Here is a 12,403-nt window from a genome sequence, read left to right as displayed (position 1 = left end):
TACAAATATTGTACCCCGATGCGGCGATCAAGCCGCGCGGCCATTGATTTTTATAACGATCCATACAAATATACGTGTGGAGCATGGCAACCAGGTTCGGACGACATGGCACGGAAAAAGAGCGAGACGGGACCGGCGCGCCGGGGACGGCCACCCGCCTACGACACTGAGACGGCCCTCAAGCGGGCAACGGAAACGTTCTGGAGGACGGGCTATTCCGGCACGTCCCTGGACAAGGTCGCGGCCGCGACCGGCATGAGTCCACCGAGCCTCTACGCGGTGTTCGGCAACAAGCACGCGCTCTATCTCGAGGCGTTGGCGCGCTATTGGGAGATCAGCCTCGCGGCAACGCGCGAGGCTCTCGCAGGGGACCATCCCTTGGACGAAGCGCTGATGCTGGCCTATGACGCGGCGCTGTCGATCTACTTTTCCGGCAAGGGATCAGCGCGTGGCTGCTTCGTGGTCGGTACCGCGGTGACCGAAGTCGCCGAGGATGCGGCGATCCGGAGCAGCGTTGCGACGGGACTGCGGGCGATCGATGCCGATTTCGAGGCCCGCTTCCGCCTGGCGCAGGACAAGGGCGAGCTGGATCGCGAGGCCGATCCGGCTGCACTCGCGATCCTTGCCGCCGCCACGATGCAGACCATCGCCATCCGCGCCCGCGCCGGCGCACGCCGCGCCGATCTGAGGGAGATTGCCCGCAAGGCGGTGGCTGTGATCTGCCGACGCCGACCGGAGACGCGTTGAGCCGCGAGGCATTCTCGTGATCGTACGATGAGGGGAGTTCGCACATTTGCACTCCTCGTCAAAAGGCCCTCGGCGGCCGTGCGCGACAATCCGGCTAGCCTCCCACGGCGGCCGCGCGCCTTGGCAGCTTCCAGTCGGGCCGGATGAAGTGGCAGGTGTAGCCATCGGGATAGCGCTCGAGATAATCCTGATGCTCGGGCTCGGCTTCCCAGAACTCCGCTGCGGGCGCAACCTCGGTCACCACCTTGCCGGGCCAAAGACCTGACGCCTCGACATCGGCGATGGTGTCTTCCGCGACTCTCTTCTGCTCGTCACTCGTATAGAAGATTGCCGAGCGGTAGCTCGTGCCCAGATCATTGCCCTGGCGGTTGAGCGTGGTGGGATCGTGGATCTGGAAGAAGAACTCCAGCATGGTCCGGAAGCTCGTCTTGGCGGGATTGAAGATGATCTCGATCGCCTCGGCGTGGCCCTCGTGATTGCGGTAGGTGGCGTTCTTCACATGCCCGCCAGTGTAACCAACACGGGTGGAGATCACCCCCGGTTGCCTGCGGACCAGATCCTGCATGCCCCAGAAACAGCCTCCGGCCAAAACTGCGCGCTCTGTCGTCATCTGATGCTCCATTGATTTCGTCGAGATAGTCAGCGCTTGTCCGCTGCCGGATGCAAGCGCGGGTCATCGTGGTCATCGTGATATTCGAGGCCCAGCGGCCCGATGGCGGAGACCTGTGTGACGTATTCGCCGGACTTCGCCCAGTGAAAATGCCAGGTCTCGCCGGGCAGCACGATGACGCTGCCCGGCGGATAGGCTTTCACCTGGTTGCCATCAAAACGTTCGCCGAGGCCGATGTAGAACACACCCGACATGACCGTGTAGATGCGATCTTCCGGATGCTTGTGCGGCATCAGTTTCGTGCCCCCGGGCACCTTCACCCGGACCACGTAAGGTCCGGGTTCATTGGGATGGCCGACCATCACCGCCAGCCGCGCGCCCGGCGGGAACGCAGGGAACGGTTGCCAAGCGATGTCCTCGGGCAAGATCGCCCGGAACCTGTCTTCATCCGGCTGATGCTGGCGAGGCAGATCTTGACGAGGCATGGCACCGCTCCCTGTGTTGGATCAGGTCAATTTGGCGTCGAGCGTGATCGCGGCGTTGAGCACCTTCGACACCGGACAGTTTTTCTCGGCCTCGCCGGCGATCTTGGCGAAACCTGCGTCGTCAAGGTTCGGCACCTTGGCGCGGAGGGTCAGTGCCGACTTGCTGATCTTGAAGCCTTTGCCTTCCGGCTCGAGCGTGATGGCGGCTTCCGTCGACAGCTCGTCCGGCGTGAAGCCGGCGAGTTGAAGGCCGAAGGCCAGTGCCATGGTAAAGCAACCGGCATGGGCTGCGGCGATCAACTCCTCGGGATTGGTGCCCTTCTCGTTCTCGAAGCGGGTCTTGAACGAATAGGGTGTGCCGGCGAGCACGCCGGATTCGCTCGAGAGATTGCCGGTGCCGTCGCGACCGGTGCCCTTCCAGACTGCTGTTGCCTTGCGGATCATCTCAATTCTCCTTGCTGGTTTTTAGGTTGGTTTTAGCACCGGCGCTCGGTAGCGGAGGAAAGCGACATTGGCACGACCGCCTGTCACCCCTCCAACCGGCCGAACGCCACAGCGGTTCCGTTAGCCGCTGATTTGACCCACATGGAAGCCCAGCCGGTTCTCGACGTCGCCGGTGCGGTGGAAACCGCGCGCCATCAGCGCCTTGATGCGGGTCTGGCTGGCGGGACGGCCGAGCGCGGCCAGGAACGCGTCCCACTCCGGCTTGATCTCGTCATCCGGCGGCAGGCTCGCAACATCGACGAGACGCTTGGTCTCTGCGATCGCCTCCTTGTCGAACGACGCAATGCGCATGGCGAGCGCCTCGACGAAGCCGTCGAGCTCGGCATCCGGCAGCGAACGGTTCACGTAGCCGTAACGCTCGGCGAGATCGCCGTGGATGTCATCGGCGCCGAGCAACACTTCGAGCGCACGGCCTCGGCCCATCAGCCGCGGCAACCGGGCCATCGGCCCGCCGCCGGGCACGAGTCCCGCGCCGACCTCCCATTGCGACAGGATCGCCTTCTCGCGGCTGGCAAAGCGCATGTCGCTCGCCAGCGCGAGCTCGCTGCCGACCCCGGTCGCACGGCCCCGGATCGAGGCAATGGAGACGACCGGCGCGCGGCTGAGGCGCACCAGCATGTCGGGCAGCGCCTGCAGGCCGGTCGGACCCGGAGGAACACCGAGAGAGTCCTCCAGCGGCGCCAGGAAGTCGTAATGCGTGATGAAGAAGCGTTCGACGGCGCTGTCGAATACGACGACCTTCACGTCCGGATCGGTCTCAATCGCGGTGATGATGTCGTTGAGCAGCGGAAGGTGCTTTGGGCCGAAGATGTTCACCGGCGGCATGTCGAAGGTGACGCGCCAGTATGTCGGCAGGCGGCGCTCCAGGCGAATGTCTTCGGTGGTGAAGATCTGTACGGGGCGGTTCATTGTTGGCACTCCTGATATGTGTGTTCGGAAAAGGGACGCACGGCAGCGCGCGTCCGCTGCTCGGTTCAGATCGACTGGCGCAGCGGACGGAAGGCGGTGCGCATTTCCGCAGAGAACAGCGCGGGCTGCTCCCAGGCTGCGAAGTGGCCGCCCTTGTCGAGGCGGTTGTAGTGCATCAGCTTCGGATAGGCCTTATCGGCCCAGCTGCGCGGCGCGGCATAGATCTCGTCAGGGAACACGCTGACGGCGACCGGGATCTTGATGTGCTTGGGCGCGAAGAACACCAGCTTGTTCTCCCAGTAGAGCCGCGCCGACGAGACCGCGGTGTTGGTGAGCCAGTAGAGCGTGATGTTGTCGATCACGTCGTCCCGCGACAGGCCTTCGGTCTTGCCGTCGAACACCCGCGCGATCATCGCAGCACTGCGTCCGTCGTGATCGAGCATCCAGGATGCAAGACCGGCCGGCGAGTCGACGAGGCCATAGAGCGTCTGCGGCCGGTTCGACATCTCGATGGCGTAGCCGAGGCCATGCTTGTAGAAATCATCGAGCTGGTCGTAGGCAATGCGCTCGTCGGCCGAGAGGTTCGGTGGCCGCGTCCCGCCGGGCTGAAGCGCCTTGGCGATGTCGTCGGGAACGGTGGCGGGCATGTTGGTGTGAATGCCGAGCAGCTCCGGCGGCGCGATCACCGCCATCTGCTCCGTGACGGCATTGCCCCAATCGCCGCCCTGCGCCACGTAGCGGTTGTAGCCGAGGCGCTTCATCAGCACGATCCAGGCGCGCGCGATGCGCTGGGGATCCCAGCCGAGCTCCGTCGGCTTGCCGGAGAAACCGTGGCCCGGAAGCGAGGGGATCACCAGGTCGAATGCATCCGCGGCCTTCGCGCCATGCGCGGTGGGGTCGGTGAGCGGGCCGACGATCTTCATCTGCTCGATGATCGAGCCCGGCCAGCCATGCGTGACGACCATCGGCAGCGCGTTCTCGTGGCGGGAGCGGATGTGAATGAAGTGGATGTCGACGCCGTCGATCTCGGTGACGAATTGCGGCAAGGCGTTCAGCCGCGCTTCCATCTTCCGCCAGTCGTAGTCGTTCTGCCAGTACCGCACGAGCTGCTGAAGCGTCGTGAGCTGCACGCCCTGCGATTGGTCGGCGACGATCTCGCGATCGGGCCAGCGTGTCGCTGCGAGGCGGCGGCGGAGGTCAAGCAGATCTTCCTCGGGCACGCTGACGCGGAACGGGCGGATCGCGCCGCTTGCAGCGGCCTTTGCCGGATGCAGCGGCAGCAGGCTCGCCACGCTGGCGGCGACCGCGGTCATTGCGGCCTGGCTCAGCAACTGACGACGGTCGGGATTGAGAATGTCGGCTCGTGCTTGCGTTGTCATGGCAGATCTCCCTTGCTTTGGTCGGTGACGCCAACCGAATTTCGAAATCGACGCGTCGGTTCGTCCTGAAGAGAGATTGGCGCAGGTCCTGGCAATTAGCTCGTTATCGGTTGTTAGGCCGCGTTAGCCGTTGCGAGTCCGCGGGATGCAGGAGAGCGAGCGACGATGACGATGCGCGCGATGCAGAAGCGGCACGGCGCGCGACGAGTTCAATCGGCGCGCGCCCTGTCTGTGAATTCAGGCGATATGTTCATTACAACTCAGGAGGGCAGCGGTTGACCGGCCTGCTCGCGGACGATGTAGTCGGCGTACCAATCCGCCCAGTTCTCGTCGTGTCCGCCGATGCGCTTCTCGTGCTCACCATGCGCGACAGCGGCACGTCGCAGGGTTGCGGCCAGATCGGCCGTTGAGGCAAATGTCGTGCCGTCACCCGCGATGCGTCCAGGCAGTCGCGTCGTGACCTCCTGGAACAGCCAGCCATTACCGTCGGGATCGCTGAACGAGGCAAACGAGCTGTAGCTGCCGCGCTTCGGGTCAGCACCGCTGACCCGGACGCTGCCGAACAGATACGGCTCGTCCGGACCGGCGTGAACGTCGCCCGCACCATGGAATGGTGCGCTCACCGCGATGCCACGGTCGAGCAGATCCTGTCGCGCCGCCGCCAGATCGGAGACGATCAGGTACAGCCCGCGCGCCGAACCGGGCGCTGCCGGTGTGACGTTCTTGCCGAAGATCACCGAACAGGCCGAACCCGGCGGCGTGAACTGGATCACGCGCCATTCGTCACCTGAGGCAAAATCGGCGTCCAATCGCCAGCCGAGGCGCGTGTAGAACGCCTTGGCGCGGTCGACATCCGACACGGGAATGACGACGATCTCGAGCTTCAGATCAACGCCACGCGGTGTCGAAGATGTGTTCGGAGACCCGGCCGCGGCGTCGCGGTCGATTTCGGTGCCGGCCATGTCGAACTCCCTGAGTTGAAATTGAAGCGAGCTTCAAGCGGCAGTGGGCATCACGATCGTCACGCGTGTGCCGCCCTGGCTCGCCTCGCCCTGCAACCGCGCGTCGATACTGCGTGCGAGCCCTTCAAGGATGCGGCTGCCGGTGCCCTGAAGCGGACCGGTCGCGCCGATGCCGTTGTCAGCCACCGTGCAGAGCCAGGCGCCGTCGCGGTTGGCCATTTCGATCCGGATCAGCGCATCGTTCCTGTTCGGGAAGGCATGTTTGGCGGCATTCGTGACCAGCTCCGTCAGCATCAACGCCAGCCGATGACACTGCGATGCCGGCAGCGCCCCGCTCTCGATCGCGGCCTCGCAGCGGATGCTGGCCGGTTCCAGCACTGCCTCGGAGAGCGCCTCGCACAGGTTTTCGAAGAAGGTCTCGACGGAGACGGCGGACAGACTGTCGATGTCGGACAAGAGCTGATAGAGCCTGCCGAACGCGACGATGCGCTGCTCGAACCGGTCCACCGCGCCCGACATGTCCCTGGTGCCCGGCCGCGAGAAGTCGCGGCGGACTGACGCACCCAGCAGCGTCAGCGTGTTCTTCATCCGATGGTGGGATTCCCGCAGCACGAGTTCCCAATCACGCGACTGATCATCAAGGCTGGCAATGTGCTGAGATCGAGCGAAATGGTCGCTCGTCTCCAAGCCGATAGCGGACATGATAGCCTCCCCATTGGACCTAGGACCTAACTCGAAGCCTATACTGGATGCACCGCGCGCGTTTTGCTCGTTAGACGTTGCAAGATTTTGTTATGATCGGCGGCACAAGTTGGCGGCCAGACCGTCCTCTCGACGGTCAAGCACGCTGACGGGTCGTCCCGATCGCTTCCCAAGCCGCTCGCGTTTAAGCGAAATTTGTCACGCATCATCCCGGTGCGGCCGAATGACTTGCCGCGCGATTTCGCCACTTTCGACCAGTTTACTCATAACCTCGTTCTGCTAGATCAGGATGCGGACAACAGCCCCTTCACTGGATTCATTGGCGCGTGGTGGACACTAACGACCAGGATGCGGCGATTTCCTTCGGGCCATTCCGGCTGTACGCAAGGTCGCGCCTGCTCGAGAAGGACGGCGCTCCGCTTCACCTCGGCGGCCGCGCACTCGACATCCTCATTTTTCTCGTCGAGCGCGCCGGCGAGGTCATCGACAAGCGTGAGTTGATCAAGCGCGTCTGGGCCGACGTGACGGTCGATGAAGGCAGCCTGCGCTTCCACATCACGACGCTACGCAAGGCCTTGGGGGATGCCGGCGAAGGCTCCCGCTATGTCGTCAACGTGCCCGGCCGTGGCTATTGCTTCGCGAGCCCGCTGGTCCGGTCCGAATCGTCGGAGACGCGGACAGGCCCGGCCGTCCCGTCGCCTCACATACTCCCGCCGCCGCTTGCCAGGATGATCGGACGAGACGACGCGGTCGAGCGGATTTCCACCGAGCTTGCGCAGCATCGCTTCGTGACAATTGTCGGCCCCGGCGGGATTGGCAAGACTTCCGTCGCGCTCGCCGTCGCGCATCGCGAGCTCGAGGCCTTCGACGGTCAGGTCAACTTCGTTGATTTCGGCGCGCTGACGGATGCCAGGCTCGTTCCAAGCACCATCGCCGCCACGCTCGGCCTGACCGTCAATTCCGAGGACCCGATGCCGGGCCTGCTGACGGTGCTGCGCAACCGTCGGATGCTGCTGATCTTCGACAGCTGTGAGCACATCATCGACGAACTCGCGCCCCTGGCCGAGCACATCGTCCAGGAAGCGCCCGAGCTGCATATTCTCGCCACCAGCCGCGAATCCTTTCGTACCGAAGGCGAACGCGTCCACCGGTTGTTTCCGCTGGACTGCCCGCCCCAGCGCGACGGGCTCGGCATCTCCGACATCCTTGCCTATCCCGCAAGCCAGCTCTTCGTGGAACGCATTGCCGAGAGCCTGGGCGAATTCGAACTGAGCGAGGAGGATGCACCGCTTGTCGCCGAGATCTGCCGGCGACTGGACGGCATCGCGCTCGCGATCGAGCTCGCCGCCGGACGCGTGAACGCCTATGGCATTGCCGGAACCGCCTCGCTGCTCGACAGCCGCTTCGCGCTGCTGTGGCGGGGACGCCGTACCGCGATCCCGCGGCACCAGACCCTGAGCGCGGCGCTCGCCTGGAGCTATGATCTGTTGCCGGCAGCCGAAAGCGCGACGCTGCGCGGTTTGTCGGTGTTCGTCGGGCCATTCACGATGGAGGCCGCGCTCGCCGTTGCCTTCAGCCAAGGCATCAGCGAGCCCGAGGCGGTCGAGGCGATCTCGAACCTGCTCTCCAAATCGCTGATCGCAACCTCACCCGCGGAGCGGCGGCTGCGCTATCGTCTGCTCGACACCACCCGCGCCTTCGTCGGCGCGAAGCTCGTCGAGAACGGCGAAGCGCCCCGTGTCGCGCGCGCTCACGCCGAATATTTCCGCGACTTCCTGCGCGACATCGCGCTCAAATCCACGGGCATGCAGACCGCGGGCGGCTTCCTTCCCTATGCCGACCATTTGCCCAATGTCAGGGCCGCGCTGACCTGGAGCTTTTCGGATAGCGCCAACCGAACGATCGGCGTGGATCTGGCGGCTTCGGCGGCCCAGTTTTTCCTCGAACTGACATTGCTGACAGAGTGCTATCGCTGGACGAAGCAGGCGCTGGTCTCTCTCGATACGAATTCGGTCGACCACCGCCAGGAGATGACGTTGCAGGCCGCGCTCGGCGTCTCCGTGATGTTCACGCAGGGCAATACCGAAGCGGTCCGGTCGGCGTTCACGCGCAGTCTTCAGCTTGCGCGGGATCTCGAGGATCTGCACTGGCAGCTCTGGCTGCTGCGCGGATTGCACATCTACCTGACCAGGGTCGGGGATTTTCACGGCGCGCTCGGCACCGGCGAGCAGGGCGAGAGCGTTGCGCGCAAGCTGAATGATCCTGCCGCCGCGCTGAATGTGGAATGGATGCTGGGCGTCGCGCACCATCTGATCGGCAATCAGGACAAGGCCGTGCAGTTCTGCGAGAGCGCGATGGTGCACAATCCCGGCTCGCAGCGGCTGAACATCGGGCATCTCGGTTATGATGACCGCATCGTCGCGCTGGTCGCGCTGGCGCGCGGGCTCTGGCTCACCGGCCGGCCCGATCGCGCGATCGAGGCGGCGAGATACACCGTTCGCGAGGCCGAACTGCTCGAACAACCCCTCACCCTCGGCATCTCCCTGATCTGGACGATCTACGTGTTCCTCTGGGTCGGCGACTGGGCCAATGCCGAAATCCTGATCGAGCGGCTGATCGACCATTCGGCGCGGCACTTCCTCGGTCCCTATCACGCCGTCGGCATCGGCCAGAAGGGCGAGCTCATGCTTCGCCGCGGCGACACCGCCGGCGGGATCGAGCATCTTCGCCGCAGCCAGGCCACGCTGTACGCGACGCGGCACCGGATCATGACGACGGTGTTTGCGACGGCGCTGGCGGAGGGCCTCGTGGCGGAGAACCAGCCGGACGAGGCCCTGCGCACGATCAATGAGGCCATTGCGCAGATTCCAGATCATGGCGAATCCTTCGACATGCCGGAGATGCTCCGGGTCAAGGGCGACATCCTTGTCCGGTCGGGAAACACCGCGGAGGCCGAGCGCTGCTTCCGAAAATCGCTCGATCTGTCGCGCCGGCAGTGCGCGCTCGGCTGGGAGCTGCGGGGGGCGATCAGCCTCGGCCGGGTCTGGCGCCAGACCGGACAAGCGGGCGAAGCACGCGCTCTGCTCGCCCCGCTCGTCGCGCGATACCAAGAAGGCCTCCAGACCCGCGATCTCGTGGCCGCCAGGGAGCTCCTGAGCGCGCTGAATTGACAGTATCTTCAACGGGATACCGTCCAAGCACCTGCTCGCAAGTCCTAACAAGTTCTAACACGCCAAGCCGCATCCGCCCCGCCATGGTGGTGGCACTTCACGGTGGATATGGCGGGATATGGCGCTTCTTGACGATGTAATTGATGCCAGCGGCGGTATGGCCCGCTGGAATAGCTTGACCCGATTCACGCTCCACCTTTCCGTCGGCGGCTCGTTGTTCTCCAGCGCCGGACATGCCAGCGAATTCAAGGACGTGACGGCGGAGGGCTCGACCCGCGCCCAGTCGGTCCGCTTCACCGGCATCACCGGGGGTGAACACTCCGGCTGCTTTCAACCCGACGCGATCACGATCGAGAGCCTCGAGGGTGAGGTCCTGCGCACCTGGGATAACCCGAGCCCTACATTTCCCGAGACCGGCTCTCCTGCGCTCGCGGACGAATTGCACCTCGTCTTCTTCTGCGGCGTTGCGATCTGGAATTATCTGACCACCCCATTTCTGCTCGCCCATCCCGACGTCGTCACGGAGGAGCTTCCGCCGTGGCGCGAAAACGCTGACACGTGGCGTCGGCTGCGCGCGCAGTTCCCGCCGAACCTGATCACGCTCGCGCCCGAGCAGATCTTCTACTTCGACGAGAACGCGCTGCAACGGCGGACGGATCACGATCTGTTCGGAAACAAGGTCGCACATTATTCCTGGGCCCATGACAGCTTCGGCGGCATCGTCGTGCCGACATTGCGGCGTGTGCAGACGCTGCGGCCTGATGGAAGCGTGGTCGCCAAGCCCGTGCTGATGGACGTCGAGATCTTCGACGCCGTGTTCGAGTAGCGGTGGCGACGCGCGAGAGCTGGAACCGTTCACTGCTCTCAACGCCTAACAATACATAACGAGCTAACACGCGGCCTTGGGTGCAACATTGGGCTCACGAGCAACGAACAAGTGTCGTGCTCGACGAGACCGAGGCCGGCGCACCTCCACCACGAGGGAATGCGTCATTGCAGCGAACGCATTCAAGGAGATCGTCATGAAGATTCTTATGGTTATCACCTCCCACGACCAGCTCGGCAACACCGGACGCAAGACCGGGTTCTGGCTCGAGGAGCTCGCCGCCCCCTACTACGTGTTCAAGGATTCCGGCGCGGAGATCACGCTGGCTTCGCCCAAGGGCGGCCGGCCGCCACTCGATCCCAAGAGCAACGAGCCCGAGTTCCGCACCGACCTGACGCTGCGCTTCGAGGCGGACGCCGCCGCTGAAGCCCAGCTCGACAAGACCGTGCGCCTCGACAGCGTCAAGCAAGAAGACTTCGACACGCTGTTCTATCCCGGCGGTCACGGCCCGATGTGGGACCTCGCCGAAGACAAGGACTCGGTCAAGCTGATCGAATCGTTCCTCGCCGCAGGCAAGACCATCGCGGTGGTGTGTCACTCGACCGGTGCGCTGCGCCACGTCAAGACGCCCGATGGCAAGCCTTTGGTCGAGGGCAAGGAAGTGACCGGCTTCACCAACGGCGAGGAAGAGGACGTGGGCCTGACCCATGTCGTTCCGTTCCTCGTCGAGGACGAGATGTTGAAGCTCGGCGCGGTCTTCTCGAAAACGGCGAACTGGGGCGTACACGTCGTCAGCGCGGGCCAGCTCATCACGGGACAGAATCCGCACTCCTCCGGCCCGGCCGCGCAGACGCTGCTCGCCGCCCTGGCCAAGAAGGCGAAGTCGGCCGCGTAAGTCAGGCTCGCATCGGAGCGGTGCTCATCAATGAGCACCGCCCTGGCACTGACCGGACACATCGAGGACGATGACGAAAGCTTTACGCCGGAGCTTACGAATGTGATCCGGCGAGCGGAAGCTGCTGCGCACAACAGCGATCACGGTGGCAGCGTGCCGGTCAATCCCGTCAGAGCGGTTGCCGGCGCATGACGCGCCGGCACCTCTCGACGCGACACGCCCACATCGGAGCGATGACATGAACATTCCAGCCACCCTCGCCCTCTCGGCCGCCCTCGCCTGCACCACCGTGCAGGCCTCGGCACAGGATCTGCGGTCGAGCCGACGCTCGATCAGCTATCACACCATCGATATCGGGGGTCTCAATATCTTCTACCGCGAGGCCGGGCCCGCCGACGCGCCGACCGTGCTGCTGCTGCACGGCTTTCCCTCCTCGTCGCGGATGTGGGAACCCCTGCTGCCGCTGCTCGCCGACAAATATCACCTGATCGCGCCTGATTATCCCGGCTTCGGCAACAGCAGCGCGCCGTCGCCGTCCGACTTCACCTACACTTTTGACAACATCGCCGGCGTGATGGGCGAGCTGACGAACAAGCTCGGCCTGACCAACTACGTGCTGTTCATGCAGGACTATGGCGGTCCGGTCGGTTTCCGCATGGCGCTGGCGCATCCCGAGCGCGTCCGCGCCATCATGATCCAGAATGCCGTTTCGCATGAGCAAGGCTTGAGCCCGCTCTGGGAAGCTCGTCGCAGATATTGGGCCGATCCGGCGCATGAGCTCGAGGCGCTCAAGGCCAACTTCACATCCTTGGCCGCGACGCGCCAGCGGCACCTCGGCTCCAGCCCGCACCCCGAGCGTTACGACCCCGATAGCTGGACCGACGAATACGCGTTCCTGACGCGTCCCGGCGAGGCCGAGATCCAGACCACGCTGTTCCTGGATTACCGGACCAACGTCGCCTCCTATCCGAAGTGGCAGGCGTGGCTGCGCAAGACGCGGCCGCCGACGCTGGTGGTCTGGGGCAAGTACGATCCGTCCTTCGCCGTCGCCGGCGCTTCGGCCTATCGCGACGATGTGCCGGATGCGGAGGTCCACATCCTCGAAGCCGGCCATTTCGCGCTCGACGAGGCGACCGACGAGATCGCCACGCTGGTCCGCGACTTCCTTGCGCGTCTGGACGGGCACAAGGGCTGACGGCGACTTGCACAATGCA

The 12,403-nt window shown here is 64.4% G+C and carries 13 protein-coding genes; 6 read left to right on the top strand and 7 right to left on the bottom strand.

The window, feature by feature from the left end:
- Positions 1–105 precede the first annotated feature (105 nt).
- On the top strand, positions 106–747 hold the full coding sequence (locus AB7290_RS11950; RefSeq protein ID WP_283017273.1) for a TetR/AcrR family transcriptional regulator: 642 nt from the start codon (positions 106–108) through the stop codon (positions 745–747).
- Between the two features lie 94 nt (positions 748–841).
- On the opposite strand, the gene msrA is transcribed toward AB7290_RS11950, so the two are convergent.
- The 7 genes from msrA to AB7290_RS11915 form a co-directional block, all read right to left on the bottom strand.
- Complete coding sequence (msrA, locus tag AB7290_RS11945; RefSeq protein ID WP_283017274.1) at positions 842–1,357, bottom strand: peptide-methionine (S)-S-oxide reductase MsrA; 516 nt, start codon at positions 1,355–1,357, stop codon at positions 842–844.
- 29 nt (positions 1,358–1,386) lie between these two features.
- Positions 1,387–1,782, bottom strand: a complete 396-nt coding sequence (locus AB7290_RS11940; RefSeq protein ID WP_283017275.1) for a cupin domain-containing protein — start codon at positions 1,780–1,782, stop codon at positions 1,387–1,389.
- A gap of 81 nt (positions 1,783–1,863) precedes the next feature.
- Positions 1,864–2,286, bottom strand: coding sequence for an OsmC family protein (locus AB7290_RS11935; RefSeq protein WP_166343305.1), 423 nt, complete (start codon positions 2,284–2,286; stop codon positions 1,864–1,866).
- A gap of 120 nt (positions 2,287–2,406) precedes the next feature.
- The gene (locus AB7290_RS11930; protein ID WP_283017276.1) at positions 2,407–3,255 is read right to left on the bottom strand and encodes an enoyl-CoA hydratase/isomerase family protein; all 849 of its coding nucleotides are present in this window, start codon (positions 3,253–3,255) and stop codon (positions 2,407–2,409) included.
- 65 nt (positions 3,256–3,320) lie between these two features.
- Entirely contained in the window at positions 3,321–4,634 is a 1,314-nt protein-coding gene (locus tag AB7290_RS11925; protein WP_283017277.1) for an epoxide hydrolase family protein, read from the bottom strand.
- 260 nt (positions 4,635–4,894) lie between these two features.
- Positions 4,895–5,596, bottom strand: coding sequence for a VOC family protein (locus tag AB7290_RS11920; RefSeq protein ID WP_283017278.1), 702 nt, complete (start codon positions 5,594–5,596; stop codon positions 4,895–4,897).
- A gap of 33 nt (positions 5,597–5,629) precedes the next feature.
- A complete protein-coding gene (locus tag AB7290_RS11915; protein WP_283017279.1) occupies positions 5,630–6,298 on the bottom strand; it encodes a sensor histidine kinase in 669 nt (222 codons plus the stop codon).
- A 326-nt stretch (positions 6,299–6,624) separates the two neighbouring features.
- Here AB7290_RS11915 and AB7290_RS11910 point away from each other — a divergent pair, with 326 nt between their 5' ends.
- The 5 genes from AB7290_RS11910 (at position 6,625) to AB7290_RS11890 (ending at position 12,384) form a co-directional block, all read left to right on the top strand.
- The gene (locus tag AB7290_RS11910; RefSeq protein ID WP_283017280.1) at positions 6,625–9,468 is read left to right on the top strand and encodes an ATP-binding protein; all 2,844 of its coding nucleotides are present in this window, start codon (positions 6,625–6,627) and stop codon (positions 9,466–9,468) included.
- Positions 9,469–9,586: 118 nt separating this feature from the next.
- Complete coding sequence (locus AB7290_RS11905; protein WP_283017281.1) at positions 9,587–10,294, top strand: hypothetical protein; 708 nt, start codon at positions 9,587–9,589, stop codon at positions 10,292–10,294.
- Between the two features lie 196 nt (positions 10,295–10,490).
- Entirely contained in the window at positions 10,491–11,189 is a 699-nt protein-coding gene (locus AB7290_RS11900; RefSeq protein WP_283017282.1) for a type 1 glutamine amidotransferase domain-containing protein, read from the top strand.
- 30 nt (positions 11,190–11,219) lie between these two features.
- Positions 11,220–11,381: a hypothetical protein gene (locus AB7290_RS11895; protein ID WP_283017283.1), complete on the top strand. Its 162-nt coding sequence runs from the start codon at positions 11,220–11,222 to the stop codon at positions 11,379–11,381.
- A gap of 46 nt (positions 11,382–11,427) precedes the next feature.
- On the top strand, positions 11,428–12,384 hold the full coding sequence (locus tag AB7290_RS11890) for an alpha/beta fold hydrolase (RefSeq protein ID WP_283017284.1): 957 nt from the start codon (positions 11,428–11,430) through the stop codon (positions 12,382–12,384).
- Positions 12,385–12,403 lie beyond the last annotated feature (19 nt).

The organism is Bradyrhizobium sp. 613_E4_N2_2 (assembly GCF_052075995.1).
Taxonomy (GTDB): domain Bacteria; phylum Pseudomonadota; class Alphaproteobacteria; order Rhizobiales; family Xanthobacteraceae; genus Bradyrhizobium; species Bradyrhizobium barranii.
This window is presented reverse-complemented; position numbering and strand designations above follow the sequence as displayed.

Coding starts and splice junctions, on each gene's coding strand:
- AB7290_RS11950 (WP_283017273.1), top strand. CDS start 106: ATGGCACGGAAAAAGAGCGAGACGGGACCGGCGCGCCGGGGACGGCCA.
- msrA (WP_283017274.1), bottom strand. CDS start 1,357: ATGACGACAGAGCGCGCAGTTTTGGCCGGAGGCTGTTTCTGGGGCATG.
- AB7290_RS11935 (WP_166343305.1), bottom strand. CDS start 2,286: ATGATCCGCAAGGCAACAGCAGTCTGGAAGGGCACCGGTCGCGACGGC.
- AB7290_RS11930 (WP_283017276.1), bottom strand. CDS start 3,255: ATGAACCGCCCCGTACAGATCTTCACCACCGAAGACATTCGCCTGGAG.
- AB7290_RS11925 (WP_283017277.1), bottom strand. CDS start 4,634: ATGACAACGCAAGCACGAGCCGACATTCTCAATCCCGACCGTCGTCAG.
- AB7290_RS11920 (WP_283017278.1), bottom strand. CDS start 5,596: ATGGCCGGCACCGAAATCGACCGCGACGCCGCGGCCGGGTCTCCGAAC.
- AB7290_RS11915 (WP_283017279.1), bottom strand. CDS start 6,298: ATGTCCGCTATCGGCTTGGAGACGAGCGACCATTTCGCTCGATCTCAG.
- AB7290_RS11905 (WP_283017281.1), top strand. CDS start 9,587: ATGGCGCTTCTTGACGATGTAATTGATGCCAGCGGCGGTATGGCCCGC.
- AB7290_RS11900 (WP_283017282.1), top strand. CDS start 10,491: ATGAAGATTCTTATGGTTATCACCTCCCACGACCAGCTCGGCAACACC.
- AB7290_RS11895 (WP_283017283.1), top strand. CDS start 11,220: ATGAGCACCGCCCTGGCACTGACCGGACACATCGAGGACGATGACGAA.
- AB7290_RS11890 (WP_283017284.1), top strand. CDS start 11,428: ATGAACATTCCAGCCACCCTCGCCCTCTCGGCCGCCCTCGCCTGCACC.